A 15,544-nucleotide genomic window follows, 5' to 3' on the forward strand; every position below is an offset into this window, starting at 1 on the left:
GTTTGTCGTTTCCGTTTGTTCTGCGTTGCGGTACGACTATTAACTTGCTTAAAAAACGACGGAAGATCAAGTTGTGATTTCACAAAAATACAACATTAATCACATAATCCATGACACTTAAAACTAAAGTATGATGGCCACAACGCCCGTAAGTACTGGCCTTAACAAGAGCAAGGATTGGACCAAGACACTCCACACTGTAATTTAATTACGAAATTAAAATTCATATGCAATAAATTTTCCCGACATTACTCCAATGTTATGAGTGTCGAGCTGACTCGGTAAGAAAGACGGATCAAGCCCGATTAAACCAAGGCGTCATGCAAGGCATGGCTAATGAAAATTTCAAATTTTGCAACTGCACAAAAAACAGCAATGACGCTTCCCGAATACAAGAGCACATCGACTTGTCGTTGTTTTATCATTTTCATCAAGAGTGACTCGGCAGGTAAAAACAACGGGATTGATGCACTTCCATTCGAAAAGGAGCAGAGCCTGACCACGAAAGTGGATCCCCCCAATCAATAGTTAAATACTATCAATTAAATAGAAATGAGTGCATTAACAAATCAATCCACACCTTCTACTATGGACATCGTTCGCAACACACACCCAATAATGAAACTCAAGGAGCCAACATGTCCGTTGCTATCAACACCGAAATCAAACCCTTCACCGCTCAGGCCTATCACAAGGGCAACTTTGTGGAGGTGACCGAAGCCCATCTGAAAGACAAGTGGTCCGTGGTGTTCTTCTACCCGGCCGATTTCACCTTCGTCTGCCCCACCGAGCTGGGTGATCTGGCCGATCATTACGCCGAGCTGCAGCGCATGGGCGTAGAAGTATTCTCGGTTTCTACCGATACCCACTTCACTCACAAGGCATGGCACGACAGCTCCGACACCATCGGCAAAATCCAGTACTACATGGTGGGCGATCAGACCGGCACCATCACCAACAACTTTGGCGTCATGCGTGAAGGCCAGGGCCTGGCGGATCGCGCCACCTTTATCATCGATCCGCAGGGCGTGATCCAGGCCATCGAAGTGACCGCCGAAGGCATAGGCCGTGATGCCTCCGATCTGGTGCGCAAGATCAAGGCTGCCCAGTATGTTGCCGCCCATCCGGGCGAGGTTTGCCCCGCCAAATGGCAGGAAGGCGACGCCACGCTGGCTCCGTCTCTGGATCTGGTCGGCAAGATCTAAGACTTAGATCCGCGACACAGTTACATACAGGAGGGACAGGGAGTCGTATAAGCCAACCGTCGATGGCATGGATGCCATCGCCGAGCATACAAGGAGGTACTTGCTGCGTGTTGGCGTAGCGGCGCCCTGCCCCGATGGTAAACATCCGCCTGGTCATCCGTAGATAGCCCCCTCGTACAACTCATTCCGCACAGGACACGAACATGTTAGATGCCAATCTCAAGCAACAGCTGGACACTTACCTGCAGAACATCGTCTCTCCCATCGAGATCAGCGTGTCCGGTGACCATAACCCCAAGTCCAGAGAATTACTCGAGCTGGCTGGCGAAATCAGCCAACTCTCTCCCCATATCAGCCTGCGGGAAACCATCGGCAAGCGCACACCCAGCATGAGCATTGCCGCTGCCAATCAGGCCCCCCGCGTCAGCTTCGCCGGTATTCCCATGGGCCACGAATTTACGTCACTGGTACTGGCCCTGCTGCAAGCCGGCGGTCATCCGTCCAAGGTCGCCCCCGAGTTGCAGCAACAAATCCGCAACCTCGAAGGCGAGTACCATTTTGAGACCTATATTTCCCTGTCCTGTCAGAACTGCCCGGATGTGGTGCAGGCATTGAACCTGATGGCCACCCTGAATACGAACATCACCCACGAGATGATCGACGGTGCCCTGTTCCAGGACGAAGTCAATCAGCGCCAGATCATGGCGGTACCCTCGGTATACCTGAACGGTGAGCATTTTGGTCAGGGCCGCATGAGCCTGGAAGAGATCGTTGGCAAGCTCGATACCGGCGCCGCCAGCCGCAAGGCCGCCGAGCTGAATGAACAGGCCCCCTTTGACGTACTGGTAGTAGGCGGCGGGCCCGCCGGTGCCGCGGCCGCCATTTATGCCGCCCGCAAGGGCATTCGTACCGGCCTGGTGGCCGAGCGCTTCGGCGGCCAGGTCATGGATACCGTCGGTATCGAAAACTTTATCTCGATCCCCTATACCGAAGGCCCCAAGCTGGCCGCCAGCCTGGAACAACACGTCAGGGAATACGGGGTAGAACTGATCACCGATCAGCGCGCCGCCGGTATTACTCGGGGCGAACTCATCGAAATCCCGCTGGCCAGTGGTGCTACTCTCAAGAGCCGTTCGGTGATTTTGGCGACCGGCGCCCGCTGGCGCGAGCTGAATGTACCCGGCGAAACGGAATACCGTAACAAGGGCGTGGCCTACTGCCCCCACTGCGACGGGCCCTTCTTCAAGGGCAAGCGGGTGGCGGTGGTCGGTGGCGGTAACTCGGGCATTGAAGCGGCCATCGATCTGGCCGGGCTGGTCGAGCATGTCACCGTGGTGGAGTTTGCCGATACCCTGCGCGCCGACGAGGTCTTACAGCGCAAGGCGCGCGCCATGGGCAATATCGACATCATCACCAACGCCCAGACCACAAAGGTGGTGGGTGACGGCAACAAGGTGACCGGCATGCACTATACCGACCGTGTCGGTGGCGAGAACAAACAATTGAATGTGGCCGGCATCTTCGTGCAGATAGGGCTGGTGCCCAATACCGAATTTCTGCAGGGATCGGAAGTCGAGCTGACCCGCGTTGGCGAGGTGATGATCGACGCCAAAGGCGCCACCTCCATGACCGGCGTGTTCGCCGCCGGTGACGCCACTACCGTGCCCTACAAGCAAATCGTGATTTCCATGGGTGCCGGTGCCACCGCCGCCCTCGGCGCCTTCGATCACCTGATCCGCTCGTAAAACCGGGAATGGGGAATGGGGAATGGGGAAGAGGGACTCCCCATTCCCTGATCCCTAGTCCCCGCTTTTGAGCTGCGACTTCAGGTTGGGCGGTACGCCTTGAATCACCAGGGTGTCGGTGGCCGCATCATACTGAATACGCTCGCCGAGCAATTTTTGATCGAAGCTGATGGTCAGGCCGCCACCGGAGCCGACGTATTTGGTCAACCCCTTGAGCGCGGAGCGGTCGACCGGAAACTTGTCTTCCAGCTGGTACTCTTCGCTCACAAACTGGTAGAAGTCCAGATCGTCGTCGGTACCCAGCTCTGCCGACAGTTCGCGCAGCTCCAGCTCTTCACCTTCCTTCAATTGCTCGCGGCAATACTTGTTTACCAGCGCCTTGCTCTCCTGCTTTTCTTCCTTGCTGAGCTGGCGGGATTCACAGAACTCGTCCACCGCCTTCAGCAGGCCCTGGCTCTGGGCCTTGGGATCCATGCCTTCGACACAGGAGAGGAAGTTCAGGAAAAAGTCCGACACCTTGCGCCCGGCCCGCCCCTTGATAAAGGAGAAATAACGATGCGAGTCGGGGCGGCTCTGCAGCTCGGTCAAATCCAGCCGGGCCGCCAGTTGCATCTTGCCCAGATCCAGATAGCTGGCCTGGCTGACTTCCAGCTTTTCGGTCACGGTAACGCTGTCCTTGTTGTCCAGCAGCGCAATCAGCAGATAGTGCGCCCCCAGCCACTGATAGCGCACAAACAGCAGCACCCCCTGCTCGCTCATGTCCAGCCGGTTCAGCTCGGCCAGCAGCCGCTCGGCCGCCTGATGCGTAAAGGCGGCAAAATTCAGGCTTTGATCTTCCACCCGCCGCACCAGATCGCGAAAGCCGGTGTCTTCTTCATTGAAATAGCCGAATACCTTGCCGGCCTTGGTGTTGTAGATGTGATGCAGCTCGCCCATCAATTGGTTAACCGCCGGCCCGGTGGCCAGCTCCTGCTCCCGGGTAGCCAGCCGGGTTTGGCCCTGCTCATCCAGAAACAGGGAGTGTACTATGATGTGTTCGATGTCCAGGCTCATAACAGATTGCCATAGAGTTGCCAGAAGGGGTGGGGTATTATAGTCGTCCTGTTACCAAGTTACATGATTGAACGCCCATGCCTGTTATTTCCAAGTACGACAAACAATTTGATCAACTTCTGAGCGAGCTGGAAGCCGTGATGGACAAACATCTGGCCCCCGCCGACCTGCGGTTGATGGTGCTGGGTAATCTGGCTACCCACATCATCAATACCCAGATAAACCCGGGGCAGCGCAAGGCCATTGCCGACAAGTTCGCCAAGGTACTCACCAGCTCGGTTGACACCCAGAAAGGGGCTCACTAAGCGCCCTTTTGCCAACAGAAACGGCTGAACGATGCTCGATACCGGTAATCTCTATCGCGACAATGTCTCTCGCCTGATCGGGTGGGGTCACTGGATGGTGCTTTTCAATATCCTGCTGGCACTGGCGGTGTCGAGTCGTTACCTGCTGCTTGCCGGCTGGCCCGACACCCTGTTGGGTGGCGGCTATATGCTGGTCAGCTGGATTGGGCATTTCGCCTTTCTCACCTTCTTTACCTATCTGCTGACGCTGTTTCCGCTGACCTTTCTGTTCCCGAAAGTACGAGCCGTACAGTTATTGGGGGCCGCCATTGCCACCGGGGCGCTGACCCTGCTGCTGGTAGACACCCAGGTATTCAGCCTGTTCAGGTTTCATCTTAACCCGACCGTCTGGCAACTGCTGCTGGAACAAGCCCAGGCCGAGGAAGCGTCGGGCTGGGGCTGGCTGTTTGTGTGGGTGCCGGTGCTGTTTCTGTTTGAACTCTGGCTGGCCGGCTGGCTCTGGCGCTGGAGCCAGCGTCGTCGTCGTTCGCTGGCTCTGCCCCTGGCGCTCCCGCTGCTGGTGAGTTTTTTTCTTACCCACAGCGTCCATATCTGGGCCGATGCGCTGGTATACACCCCGATCACCAATCAGAAAGCCAATTTCCCACTGTCTTACCCGATGACGGCCAAGAGCTTCCTCATCAAGCAGGGCTGGCTGGATGAAGATCAATATCGCCAGTTGTCGCAACAGGTGGCAGAGCAACCCCGGCGACGATTGAATTACCCGCTGCGCCCGCTGTCGGTACAGGCGCCGGATACCTCGCCCAACATTCTGTTGGTGGTGGCGGATGGCTTGCGCGCCGATCAGCTCGATGCCATTACCATGCCCAACCTGAATCGTTTCGCTCATCGTCATCTGCGGTTCGATAACCATCTGAGTGCCGGTAATCAGCCCCGCTCGTCCCTGTTCAGTCTGTTTTACAGTCTGCCGTCTCATTACCAGCGCGATACCGAGCAGGAAGGCATAGCCCCGGTGTTGATCGATGAACTGCAGCGTCAGGATTATCGTTTCGGCCTCTTTGCCAGCGGCGGCCTGAATAAAGCACTGTACCGTAATGCCATTTTTTCGACCCTGCGCAATCAGTCATTCGACCCGGCTGCCGCCGGTGCCGAAGGTGATCGCCAGGCCGTCAACGACTTCGGTCACTGGCTGGAACAACAGGATAACGAACGGCCCTGGTTTTCTTTCGTCTACCTGGATGCACTCAACTCGCTGGATCTGCCCGCCGGTATTAAAGGACCCTTCCAGCCTTCGCTGCAGCAACTTAACCCGGCTCAGGCCTATCGAGACGAGCAACGCGAGGCCCTGTTCAACCGCTATCGCAATTCGGTGTTCTATACCGATCGCCTGCTGGGACAGTTACTGTCAAAAGTCAGACAGGTTGATGAGCGCGACACCCTGATCATCGTTACCTCCGGCCACGGTATGGAGTTCAACGATAACGACAATAATACCTGGGGGTTCGGTAACGCCTACTCGCCCTATCAGCTGCGAGTGCCTCTGGTTGTCGACTGGCCGGGTGAACGCCAGCCGGCCCGCTACGATCACCCGACCAGCCAGCTGGATCTGGTGCCCACCCTGCTGCGCCAGGCGCTGGGCGTACAGAGTCCGCTGCGTAGTTACAGTACCGGCCAATCCTTGTTCAAGGCAGACGTTAATCGCTGGCGGCTGGCGTCGGATGAAGAAGAATATGTTATCTATCAACAGGATGACATTACCCTGTTTAACCGTCAGGGCGACGTTCAGTTGTTGCGGGCAAGGGACTATAAAACCGAGCCGAACGCCAACCCGGAACTGTCATTGCTGTTGCAGGTGATGGACGACTTGAATCGTTTTCAGGGTGAGTGATTAAGACCGGGATCGGGGTTCAAGGGATTGGGGACTCGAATCCCGGATCCCCCCTAATCCCGGTTTTACCGTTCGTCGAGCAAACGTCGGGCCTGCCAGTAGCGACTGCGCCAATACACATTATCCAGCCGGGAAATGGTGACCCCGACACTGGATGAGGCGTGGGCAAACTTGCCATCTCCCACATAAACACCGTTATGCCGGGTACGACCGGTACGGAAAAACACCAGATCGCCCGGTTGCAATTCCTTCTTGCTTACCGGGCGCCCCAGGGTGACCTGCTCGTAGGTACTTCTGGGCAGCTCCATCCCGTATACTTCCTGATACAGAGTACGAGTAAAGGCCGAACAGTCGATACCTTCGGCATCAACGCCGCCAAAACGATATGGCACACCACGCCAGCGCTGATAGACCTGATGCAGATTTCGAACCGAGGCCTGCCTGGTCTTCATCGAACCGGTGCTGATACTGTAAGTCAGGGAAGAAGACGGTTTTTTTCCAGCTGTCTTTTTTCCTGACTCAGATTGGGGAGTGCTGCTGCAACCGGCAAGCAGCAATAAACTGCTAAGAACAATTACCTTTTTCATATGAGTCATGGCAATCAGCTATCAATCTCAAAGATACTAGTGCAGATCTCGGGGGTTTGGCAAAAATAATATGAGCAAAAACAAAGATATTTTTACCGAATTATTAATTTGCAACAGTCTCGGTGTCAGCCTGCCCATTAATGCCCAAAAAACACTCTCTCATGCCGAGCTCACCCGGCTCGACGGCATTCGGCACCCGCGCCAGGCCAGGCTGTTTGTACTGGGCCGTTACCTGCTGCGCCAGCTGCTTGCCGACCGGCTATCGGAGGCACCGGAGCGTATCGCCATTCATATCGATGCCAGAGGAAAACCGCTGCTGGAACAGCCTGGCTGGCATTTCAATATCAGCCACAGTGGCGATACCCTGGCGCTGACCATCGGCAATCAAAACAGCCTGGGGGTCGATGTTGAAGGCCGACAGCTGTCACCGGCGCAGATAACCCGCCTGGCTCGTCGTTACCTGAGCGAGCAGGAGCAGCAATGGCTGAGCCTGAGCCAGACCGCATCCGCCGACTTCACCCGCCTGTGGACGGTCAAGGAGGCGGTGCTCAAGGCCCACGGCGGCGGCATCGCCAACAATCTGCAGCGGGTACACTGGCAACCGGACACAAGATGCGCCACCCTGGAGCAACACCGTTACCGGCTGCATCAATATGCGCTGGGGCACAGCTGGCTGACCCTCGCCATGGATGAGCGAAGCGGGATCACCGACGCTATGGCTCGAGCCGAGCCCACCCTGCTCCGCCTGAGCGATTTGCCTTGTGAGCTTGAAATCACCGGACCGCAACCCAATTTATCCCTAGACTCCCAAATTCATAACTCCTGAGTGAGACCCTGTTTATGATCGTTGACATCAATGTGCAGAATTTTCAGCAAGCGCTTATCGAAGCATCCATGAACAAGACGGTGGTGATTTATTTTCACGCCCAGGCGGTGCCCGAATGCCAGCCCATGACGCCGCTGCTGGAGCGCCTTATCGGCGCCGACAACAGTCATATCGATCTGGCCAAGGTTGATGTGGAAGATCCGCAATTGCAGAGTCTGGCCTCACAGCTGGGTCTGCGTGGGCTGCCCGCCATGGTGGCATTCAAGGACGGTCAGCCGGTCGATGTGCTGGAAGGGCCGCAGGATGAAAACGGCATCAAGCAGTTTCTGCAGTCCTATCAGCCCAACGAAGCCGAGCTGCTGCTGGATAGGGCCAAGCAGATGCTGGGCATGGATCCGCAAGCCGCCTATGGTCTGCTGCAACAGGCCCGGGCGCTGGAAGACACGGCCACCATTCGCCTCTGTCTGGCCGAAGCGGCGCTGGCGCTCAACAAGCTGGAAGAAACCAAGCAGCTGCTGGCCACCATCGGCATGGCGGATCAGGATGGTCAGTATCAGCATATTCTGGCTCGTCTGGAATTGGCCGAAGAAGCCGCCGACAGCCCCGAGCTGCGTGAGCTGGAGCAGAAGCTTTCCGCCAAGCCAGACGCTCTGCAATTGAAAGAAGAGCTGGCGGTACTGTATTTTCAGGCCGGCCGACAGGAAGAAGCCCTGCAGTTACTGACCGAGGTACTGCAAAAAGACCTGGCCTTTGGCGAAGCCAGAAAGCACTTTCTGGACATGCTCACCACCATGGGCGCCGACCCGGTCGCCTCCCGCTACCGTCGCAAGCTGTACAGCATGCTGTACTAACAGCGTAAGGGGTGAGGCGTAAAGAGTGAGGTAACCTGCCAAAGACATTGTTCGTCTTTTACCCCTCACGCTTCTCTCCTCACCCCTCACAGGCCTTCACGCCTTACCAGCTGGAGCCGATCACCAGCAGCACCAGCAGCGGGCACACGATGCGCACATACCAGGGCCAGATGCGCCAGAATACACTGGATGCCAGTTCGGGGTTGCCCTGCACCAACTCTTCAAACAACTTGGCCCGCCCCCACATCCAGCCGCCCAGCACACAGAAGCCCAGGCCGACCAGCGGCTGAATATTCTGGGTCGACAGCCGGATCACAAAGCCGAACAGGGCACCGAAATTCAGGCAGATGACCACGCTGAACAGCGCCAGCGCACCGCCCAGCAGCCAGGTCATCAACGGACGCGAGGTCTTGAAGCGCTCGATACTGTAAGACACCGGTACTTCCAGCATGGAAATGGACGAGGTCAGCGCGGCGATGCCCATCAGCACGAAGAACACCAGTGCCATCACCAGCCCTATCGGCCCCATGGTATCGAACAGCGCCGGCAGCACCACAAACACCAGGGTATCGGAGCTGAGCAGACTGCCGTCTTCCGCGAAGATGGTCACGCCGTTGTTCATGGCCACAAACATCGCCGGCAGTATCACCAGTCCGGCCAGAAAGGCCACGCCGGTATCGAGCAGCGTCACCTGAAAGGCGGTGCGCGGTATGTTCTCGTGCCTGTTCAGGTAAGAGCCGTACATCAGCATGGAGCAACCGCCGATGGTCAGCGAGAAAAAGGCCTGGCCCATGGCGCTGATCAGCAGCTCAGGCTCCAGCACCTTGCTGAAGTCCGGCACCAGATAGTGCTTCAGGCCGGTCATGGCGCCGTCCTGGGTCAGTATGTAGAAGAACAGCAACAGAAACAGCACAAACAGCGCCGGCATCAGCCGCGCCGACCAGCGCTCTATGCCCCGGCGTACCCCGGCCTGCACCACCAGAATGGTGAGCAGATAGAACACCAGGGTCCAGACGATGTTGCGCCCCAGTCCAAAGGCCTGCAGCCATTCGGTGGCGGTATCCCAGCCCAGAATGCGGGTCACCGCCGCCGCCAGAAAGGCCAGCAGCCAACCGGCCACAATGGCATAGAACGACAGCACCAGGCTCGGCACCAGCATGCCCGCATAGCCCACCAGCGAGGCCATGGCCTTTTGCAGCGGAGTACGACCCAGCTTGCGCACCGAGTCCACCGGATTGGCCTGGCCGTAACGACCGATGGCCACTTCCATCACCAGCATCGGGAAGGCCAGCATCATCACCAGCACCAGATAGGCGATCAGAAAGGCGCCACCGCCATTGCTGGCCGCCTGTGTCGGAAAGCCCCAGATATTGCCCAGCCCGACGGCCGCCCCGGCGGCGGCCATGATGAAGCCGAAGCGCGAGCCAAAGTGTTCTCTCACTGTATTTTCCTTATTGCTTTTGCATTAATTATTTATGTTGGCCGGTAGATCATCCTGCCTGGGCCAGGCGTTGATCACCGCCTTGACCAGGGTGGCCAGAGGAATGGCAAAGAACACCCCCCAGAATCCCCAGAGGCCACCAAACACCAGCACCGCCACGATAATGGCGATGGGGTGCAGGTTGACCGCCTCCGAAAACAGGATCGGCACCAGCACGTTGCCATCCAGCGCCTGAATGATGCCGTAGGCGACAATCAGGTAAAAGAAGGGCGGCGTAAAGCCCCACTGAAACAGCCCCACCATGGCCACCGGCACCGTGGCCGCCGCCGCGCCGATGTAGGGAATGAGCACCGAAAAACCCACCAGTACCGCCAGCAGCAGCGGATAGCGCAGGTCCAGCAGCATGAAGGTCAGATAACTGACCGAGCCCACGATGAGGATTTCAATCACCTTGCCGCGTACATAGTTGGCGATCTGCACGTTCATTTCGTGCCACACCCGCGATACCAGCTCCCGGTTTTCAGGCAGAAAACGGTTGGTGCTCTGTAACAAGGCCCGCTTGTCCTTGAGCATGAAAAACACCAGCACCGACACCAGGATCAGATACACCATCAACACCGCCGCATTGGTCAGCGAGCTGAGTGATACGCTGAGAATGGCGTCTGCCGAGCCCAGCAGGCGAGCGCGCAAGTCATCCAGCACATTCTGGATCAGGGTCACGTCCACCAACTCCGGATACCGCTCAGGCAGCGTAAGCAGCAGCTCTTGGGAACGGCCGATCATGGCGGGAATTTCCCGGGCCAGATTGGCCGTTTGCGACAAAAAGGTGGGTACTATGCTGATCAGCGACAATATCACCATCACGGCAAACAGCAGCTGCACCACGGCGGCAGCCAGCCAGCGCATCAGCCCCAGTCGCTCCATTCGGCTGACCGGCCAGTCCAACAGATAGGCAATGACCACGGCGGCAAAAAAGGGGGCCAGTATATGGCCCATGAAATACACCACCACAAAGCCGAACAGCAGGCTCAGGAACAATGCAACGGCACCGGGGTCGGAAAACCGCTGTCGATACCAATGCTTAAGAATATCCAGCATGTAATAACTTCCTCATGATGCCTTGGTAATCATCAATATCAGCATTTCGCCATCGTCGGCCAACACCTCAACGGCGTGGCCCATGCGCGAAACATAAGCGGGTATATCCTGACGAGAGCCCGAGTCTCTCAGTAACAGCCGTAACTGCTGCCCGGCCTCGGCCGCTTTCAGCCAAAGCTTTACCCGAAGCAACGGCAGCGGACAGCGCCAGGCACTCGCATCCAGTATTTCCACCGTTCCTCCGGCCAAAAAAGAAAGGCATTATCCCTTTGTTATGGCTACCAAACAATGCTTGTTCCCCCTTATTGGGGCGAGTATTCTGCAGGGAGTGCACCATCAACCAGGTAACAAGAATGGGTTTTCATGCCACCAGGCTGGCGTTGGCTTTTTCTCTGCTGACACTGACGCCGCTACAGGCCGCCAACAGTCTGCCCGATATCGGCACCGCCGGCGTCAGCGCCATGTCGGTGGAGCGGGAAGCCCGCTTTGGTCAGGCGTTTATCCGCTTTGCCCGTTCCAATCAGCCGGTAAGCAACGATCCCGTGCTCAACGAATACGTCACCGATCTGGGTCTCAAACTATTGTCTCAGGCCGACTCGGTCCGGTTTCCATTCCGGTTTCTGTTGATCCGTGACGACAGCATCAACGCCAGCGCCTTTCTCGGTGGCGTGCTGCAGCTGCATACCGGCTTGTTCCTGTATGCAGAAAACGAAAGCGAGCTGGCCTCGGTTATCGCCCACGAAATTACCCACGTTACCCAGCGCCATATCGCCCGCTATCTGGAATCCCAGTCGCGCAGTACCCCGCTGACTATCGCCGGACTGGTGGGCTCGGTGGCGCTGGCGGTGGTCAACCCACAGGCGGGCATGGCCGCACTGCAGACCACCCTGGGTCTGAAGATGCAGTCGGCCATCAACTATACCCGGGACAATGAATTCGAGGCGGATCGCATCGGCCTGCGTCTGCTCTACAACGCCGGCTTCGATCCCACTGCCATGGCCGGTTTTTTCCAGAAACTGGCCGACAAGTATCAGTTTGCCAGCACGCCGCCGCCCATGCTGCTGACCCACCCGCTGCCCACCAGCCGCATTGCCGAAGCCCGCAGCCGGGCCCAGGACTATCCGGCCAAAAACTACCCGGCCAGCCTGGAGTTTCAGTTGGCCAAGGCCAGAATCATGGTGCGTTTTCAGCAATCCGGTGCCGTTGATTTACAGCGCTTCTTTGAACAGGCCGCCGTTGAGGGCGGCAACTGGCAAGCCGATGCCGCCCGTTATGGTCAGGCGCTGGCGCTGTTGCAGGTTAATGAATACGACAAGGCGCGTCCCCTGCTGGAAGCTTTAGCAAGCCGTCACGCCAACAACATCTTTATTCTCGATGCGCTGACCGATCTGGATAACGCCCAAGACCGCTTCGACAGTGCCATCGCCCGGTTACAGCAAGCCCGGAAACAGCGCCCCGATAATCAGGTGGTGATCATCAACCTGGCCGACAGCCTGATGCAGGCGGGTCGTCATCAGGACGCCGCCTCCCTGCTAGACAACTATCTGCGCCGTTATCCGGAAAATCTGCTGGCCTGGGAGCTGATTGCTCAGGCCTACCGGCCGCTGAGTGACGAGTCTTCTTTCCGTCAGGCTCAGGCCGAAGTGGCGGCGCTGAAAGGTCGTTACGATCTGGCGGTGGATCAGATGGAAATAGCCGCCAATCTGTCCAAAGACGCCATGCAGCGCGCCCGCCTCGGCGCCCGGCTGGAACAACTACGCCAGCAGCAAAAAGACTGGGATGCGTTGAGAAACTGATTCGAGAGCGGGACTAGGGATTAGGGACTGTCCTTTGTAGCCGCCGTTTCAGCTGGCGGGACCTGCGCAGCAGGTCTGCTCAACGCTTAAAAGGCCTGCTGCGCAGGCCCTGCCGACTAAAGTGGCAGCTTGAGCCGAATTCCCAGTCCCTGATCACCAGTCCCTAATCCCAGTATTGGGCCTGCCAGCGAGCCAGATCTTCCGCTTTCAGCTCGCCCTGATGGCTGTCGACCAGCTTGCCGCGCGGGTTGATCACCAGGGTGGTCGGCAGTGCCCGCGGTGTTTCAAACGGCCAGGGGCCTGCCAGGCTGGCGACCACCGGCATCGTCATTCGATAGTCCGTTTTCAGACGATCCAGCTCGGCAGGCGGCAGAGCATCAAAGCTCACCGCCAATACCGCCGGACCCTCGGCGTCGCTGAGTTCGTTCCGCTCATTAAGCTCATTCAATAAGGGCATTTCCCGCAGGCAGGGGGCGCACCACTCGGCAAAATAGTTCACCACCAGCCACCGGCCTCGATAATCGTTCAACTCGCGACGTTCACCATTCGACAAGGTCAGGGTGGCCGCGTCACCACACCCCACCAACGAGGTCGCCAACAACGTCGTCGTCAAACACGACACCGCCAAAAACAAAGCCTGCTGTCTGCCCATATGCTGTACCCTCCGCACCAGCTTTTATACAATCATCCTAGTTATCACCCGCATATCACCCGAAACATAGCGACCACATGGTCACAGGAGTTCAGAATGAGCCTGACAATCTATCATAACCCCCGCTGTTCCAAGAGTCGGGAAACCCTCGCCCTGCTGGAACAAAAAGGGCTGAACCCCGAGATTATCAAATATCTCGATACCCCACCCGGCGCAGATCAACTCAAGACTCTGCTGACCCAGCTGGGCATGAGTTCGGCCCGGGAGCTGATGCGCACCAAGGAGCAGGAATACAAGGATCTGGGGCTGGCCGATGTGCAGGATGAAGACGCGCTGCTCGCCGCCATGACCGCTCATCCCCGGCTGATCGAGCGTCCCATCGTGGTCAACAACAACCAAGCTGCCCTGGGTCGTCCGCCCGAGCAGGTACTGGACATTCTGTAATGAACATCAAACTGGCACGTCTGCTGGCACTGACCGGCTACCTTGGCCTGATTATCTGGGTTGCCCTCTGGCACAGCCTGCTCTCCCCGCACCCGGATCTCGGCGTCGGTTTCATGCTGGTGATGTGGCTGCCCTGGTTGTTTATTCCCATGAAAGGCATGATCAAGGGCAATCCCTATACCCATGCCTGGGCCGTTTACCTGCTGATGCCGTATTTTCTGCACTCGGCCACCCTGCTGTGGGTGGATGAAGGCGAGCGCTGGCTGGCGCTGGTCGAACTGCTGCTGGCCAGCACCATGTTCATCGGCAATACCTACTACGCCAAGTTTCGCGGTCGCGAGCTGGGGCTGAGTATTCGCAAGAAAAAAGAAAAAACAAAGCCGTAAGCGGTAAGCGATCAGCCGTAAGAAAAGACAAAAAACCGAGTCTGCCGCAGACTCGTTTTTTTGACCGCTTACAGCTATAGCCTGTCTCTTGGTCACAGATCAACGTGTGGAATAAGAGGCAACAGGGTTGCCTCCTCCGACACGCTGCAAGCACGTCCCTGTGACGCTCAGCAAATGCCATCCCTGGCATTTGACGGTCGGCTGAGGCAATCCCTGTTGCCTCTCCTTAAGCACCGCGTTGTCTGCAGGACGCTCCCAGCCGACGCCGCAGCAGAGGGGCGGATGAAGGGTTCTACTCCAGCGAGCATCACATGACAGGACGTCATGTGCTGAGCGTCGCAGGGATGCGGTTTAGCGTGTCGGTGGAGTTGACCCTTCGTTCGACCTTTACAGGGCAACTAAATAGACCAGTTAGTTTTCCAGATTGGTATAACAGGCAACGATAGGCGTTAAGCTGTCAGCCGCAAGAAAAAAACCGAGCCTACACTGGCTCGGTTTTTTTATTTGGCTTGGCACTGTTTTTATCTTTGGCTGATCGCTTACAGCTTAAGGCTGACAGCTGCTCTTGGCGCCTTTAGTTTGTTCTGGGCTGAAGGTGCCGGGACCAGCGGTTTTCAAGCCGGCGAAAGCCCCAGACCAGCAGAAAGGTCAGACACATGTATACCAGACCCGCCGCCAGAAAAGCCTCGAAGGGCGAGTAGTAGCGCGAATTGACGATCCGCGCCGCGCCGGTGAGATCCACTATGGTGATCACCCCCGCCACCGCCGAGCCGTGCAGCATGAATATCACCTCGTTACTGTAGGCCGGCAGGGCCCGACGAAACGAGTTGGGCAGTATGATGCGCCGCAAGGTGGTCATTCGGTTCATGCCATAGGCATAGGCCGCTTCAATCTGCCCCTTGGGCATGGCATTGATCGAGCCACGAATAATCTCGGCGGTATAGGCGCTGGTATTGAGCGTAAAGGCCAGAATGGCACAGAACCAGGCCTGACTGAACAGCTCCCAGGCGGCGGACTCCCGCAACCAGACCCACTGCCCGGCGCCGTAATAAATCAGAAACAGCTGTACCAGCAGCGGCGTGCCGCGAAAGAAGTAGATATAGGCCCAGGCCGGTCCCTTGAGCAGCCAGTTGGCACTGTTGCGCAATATGCCCAGCGGCACCGCAATCAGCAGACCCAGCAACAGCGAGATGGCCACCAGAAACAGGGTGGTATAAAGCCCCTGCCAGTAGACGGTCCATTCATTGATGATGATTGAAAAATCCAT

17 protein-coding genes are annotated in these 15,544 nt (G+C 57.3%); 10 read left to right on the forward strand and 7 right to left on the reverse strand.

The features are described from left to right. Positions 1-336: 336 nt before the first annotated feature. From Q0753_RS00290 to ahpF, 3 genes are all read left to right on the forward strand, one after another. The gene (locus Q0753_RS00290) at positions 337-528 is read left to right on the forward strand and encodes a hypothetical protein (RefSeq protein ID WP_298715623.1); all 192 of its coding nucleotides are present in this window, start codon (positions 337-339) and stop codon (positions 526-528) included. A 110-nt stretch (positions 529-638) separates the two neighbouring features. Next, entirely contained in the window at positions 639-1,205 is a 567-nt protein-coding gene (gene ahpC / locus Q0753_RS00295; protein ID WP_298715625.1) for an alkyl hydroperoxide reductase subunit C, read from the forward strand. A gap of 203 nt (positions 1,206-1,408) precedes the next feature. Continuing rightward, positions 1,409-2,950, forward strand: coding sequence for an alkyl hydroperoxide reductase subunit F (gene ahpF / locus Q0753_RS00300; RefSeq protein ID WP_298715627.1), 1,542 nt, complete (start codon positions 1,409-1,411; stop codon positions 2,948-2,950). 54 nt (positions 2,951-3,004) lie between these two features. Here the strand turns inward: ahpF and yejK are convergent, their stop codons facing one another. Continuing rightward, the gene (gene yejK, locus Q0753_RS00305; protein WP_298715629.1) at positions 3,005-4,003 is read right to left on the reverse strand and encodes a nucleoid-associated protein YejK; all 999 of its coding nucleotides are present in this window, start codon (positions 4,001-4,003) and stop codon (positions 3,005-3,007) included. Positions 4,004-4,080: 77 nt separating this feature from the next. Between yejK and Q0753_RS00310 the strand changes: the two genes are divergently transcribed. Together Q0753_RS00310 and Q0753_RS00315 are read left to right on the forward strand one after the other, a co-directional pair. Next, positions 4,081-4,308, forward strand: coding sequence for a DUF1414 domain-containing protein (locus Q0753_RS00310; RefSeq protein WP_298715631.1), 228 nt, complete (start codon positions 4,081-4,083; stop codon positions 4,306-4,308). A 31-nt stretch (positions 4,309-4,339) separates the two neighbouring features. Further along, the gene (locus Q0753_RS00315) at positions 4,340-6,196 is read left to right on the forward strand and encodes a DUF3413 domain-containing protein (RefSeq protein WP_298715633.1); all 1,857 of its coding nucleotides are present in this window, start codon (positions 4,340-4,342) and stop codon (positions 6,194-6,196) included. A 65-nt stretch (positions 6,197-6,261) separates the two neighbouring features. Here Q0753_RS00315 and Q0753_RS00320 read toward each other — a convergent pair whose 3' ends face one another. Continuing rightward, positions 6,262-6,648, reverse strand: coding sequence for an NlpC/P60 family protein (locus Q0753_RS00320; RefSeq protein ID WP_298715635.1), 387 nt, complete (start codon positions 6,646-6,648; stop codon positions 6,262-6,264). 205 nt (positions 6,649-6,853) lie between these two features. Between Q0753_RS00320 and Q0753_RS00325 the strand changes: the two genes are divergently transcribed. Both Q0753_RS00325 and Q0753_RS00330 read left to right on the forward strand, forming a co-directional pair. Then, positions 6,854-7,609 carry a 4'-phosphopantetheinyl transferase superfamily protein gene (locus Q0753_RS00325; RefSeq protein ID WP_298715637.1) on the forward strand — a complete coding sequence of 252 codons (756 nt, stop codon included), beginning with the start codon at positions 6,854-6,856 and terminating at the stop codon, positions 7,607-7,609. Between the two features lie 14 nt (positions 7,610-7,623). Beyond that, positions 7,624-8,460, forward strand: coding sequence for a tetratricopeptide repeat protein (locus Q0753_RS00330; RefSeq protein WP_298715639.1), 837 nt, complete (start codon positions 7,624-7,626; stop codon positions 8,458-8,460). Between the two features lie 103 nt (positions 8,461-8,563). Here Q0753_RS00330 and Q0753_RS00335 read toward each other — a convergent pair whose 3' ends face one another. From Q0753_RS00335 to Q0753_RS00345, 3 genes are read right to left on the reverse strand one after another with little or no spacing between them, the layout of a single operon-like run. After that, the gene (locus tag Q0753_RS00335; RefSeq protein WP_298715641.1) at positions 8,564-9,901 is read right to left on the reverse strand and encodes a sodium-dependent transporter; all 1,338 of its coding nucleotides are present in this window, start codon (positions 9,899-9,901) and stop codon (positions 8,564-8,566) included. 24 nt (positions 9,902-9,925) lie between these two features. Beyond that, entirely contained in the window at positions 9,926-10,999 is a 1,074-nt protein-coding gene (locus Q0753_RS00340; RefSeq protein ID WP_298715643.1) for an AI-2E family transporter, read from the reverse strand. Between the two features lie 12 nt (positions 11,000-11,011). After that, positions 11,012-11,233 carry a sulfurtransferase TusA family protein gene (locus Q0753_RS00345; protein WP_298715645.1) on the reverse strand — a complete coding sequence of 74 codons (222 nt, stop codon included), beginning with the start codon at positions 11,231-11,233 and terminating at the stop codon, positions 11,012-11,014. 119 nt (positions 11,234-11,352) lie between these two features. Here Q0753_RS00345 and Q0753_RS00350 point away from each other — a divergent pair, with 119 nt between their 5' ends. Next, positions 11,353-12,795 (forward strand): M48 family metalloprotease, encoded by a 1,443-nt coding sequence (locus Q0753_RS00350; protein ID WP_298715648.1) that lies wholly within the window; start codon positions 11,353-11,355, stop codon positions 12,793-12,795. Between the two features lie 163 nt (positions 12,796-12,958). Here the strand turns inward: Q0753_RS00350 and Q0753_RS00355 are convergent, their stop codons facing one another. Then, entirely contained in the window at positions 12,959-13,417 is a 459-nt protein-coding gene (locus Q0753_RS00355; RefSeq protein ID WP_298716064.1) for a TlpA disulfide reductase family protein, read from the reverse strand. A 126-nt stretch (positions 13,418-13,543) separates the two neighbouring features. Here Q0753_RS00355 and arsC point away from each other — a divergent pair, with 126 nt between their 5' ends. Next, entirely contained in the window at positions 13,544-13,891 is a 348-nt protein-coding gene (gene arsC, locus Q0753_RS00360; RefSeq protein ID WP_298715651.1) for an arsenate reductase (glutaredoxin), read from the forward strand. Then, a complete protein-coding gene (locus Q0753_RS00365; protein ID WP_298715653.1) occupies positions 13,891-14,277 on the forward strand; it encodes a DUF2069 domain-containing protein in 387 nt (128 codons plus the stop codon). Before arsC ends, Q0753_RS00365 begins: the two co-directional genes overlap by 1 nt. A 574-nt stretch (positions 14,278-14,851) precedes the next feature. Here the strand turns inward: Q0753_RS00365 and Q0753_RS00370 are convergent. Then, positions 14,852-15,544: an ABC transporter permease gene (locus Q0753_RS00370; protein ID WP_298715655.1), complete on the reverse strand. Its 693-nt coding sequence runs from the start codon at positions 15,542-15,544 to the stop codon at positions 14,852-14,854.

The organism is uncultured Oceanisphaera sp., assembly GCF_947495715.1.
Classification (GTDB): domain Bacteria; phylum Pseudomonadota; class Gammaproteobacteria; order Enterobacterales; family Aeromonadaceae; genus Oceanimonas; species Oceanimonas sediminis.

What these genes read in the sequence shown, in the direction of transcription:
- Q0753_RS00365 (WP_298715653.1), top strand. Translation starts at nt 13,891, where the DNA reads ATGAACATCAAACTGGCACGTCTGCTGGCACTGACCGGCTACCTTGGC.
- Q0753_RS00350 (WP_298715648.1), top strand. Translation starts at nt 11,353, where the DNA reads ATGGGTTTTCATGCCACCAGGCTGGCGTTGGCTTTTTCTCTGCTGACA.
- Q0753_RS00325 (WP_298715637.1), top strand. Translation starts at nt 6,854, where the DNA reads ATGAGCAAAAACAAAGATATTTTTACCGAATTATTAATTTGCAACAGT.
- Q0753_RS00370 (WP_298715655.1), bottom strand. Translation starts at nt 15,544, where the DNA reads ATGGATTTTTCAATCATCATCAATGAATGGACCGTCTACTGGCAGGGG.
- Q0753_RS00340 (WP_298715643.1), bottom strand. Translation starts at nt 10,999, where the DNA reads ATGCTGGATATTCTTAAGCATTGGTATCGACAGCGGTTTTCCGACCCC.
- ahpF (WP_298715627.1), top strand. Translation starts at nt 1,409, where the DNA reads ATGTTAGATGCCAATCTCAAGCAACAGCTGGACACTTACCTGCAGAAC.
- ahpC (WP_298715625.1), top strand. Translation starts at nt 639, where the DNA reads ATGTCCGTTGCTATCAACACCGAAATCAAACCCTTCACCGCTCAGGCC.
- yejK (WP_298715629.1), bottom strand. Translation starts at nt 4,003, where the DNA reads ATGAGCCTGGACATCGAACACATCATAGTACACTCCCTGTTTCTGGAT.
- Q0753_RS00310 (WP_298715631.1), top strand. Translation starts at nt 4,081, where the DNA reads ATGCCTGTTATTTCCAAGTACGACAAACAATTTGATCAACTTCTGAGC.
- Q0753_RS00320 (WP_298715635.1), bottom strand. Translation starts at nt 6,648, where the DNA reads ATGAAGACCAGGCAGGCCTCGGTTCGAAATCTGCATCAGGTCTATCAG.
- Q0753_RS00330 (WP_298715639.1), top strand. Translation starts at nt 7,624, where the DNA reads ATGATCGTTGACATCAATGTGCAGAATTTTCAGCAAGCGCTTATCGAA.
- arsC (WP_298715651.1), top strand. Translation starts at nt 13,544, where the DNA reads ATGAGCCTGACAATCTATCATAACCCCCGCTGTTCCAAGAGTCGGGAA.
- Q0753_RS00290 (WP_298715623.1), top strand. Translation starts at nt 337, where the DNA reads ATGAAAATTTCAAATTTTGCAACTGCACAAAAAACAGCAATGACGCTT.
- Q0753_RS00315 (WP_298715633.1), top strand. Translation starts at nt 4,340, where the DNA reads ATGCTCGATACCGGTAATCTCTATCGCGACAATGTCTCTCGCCTGATC.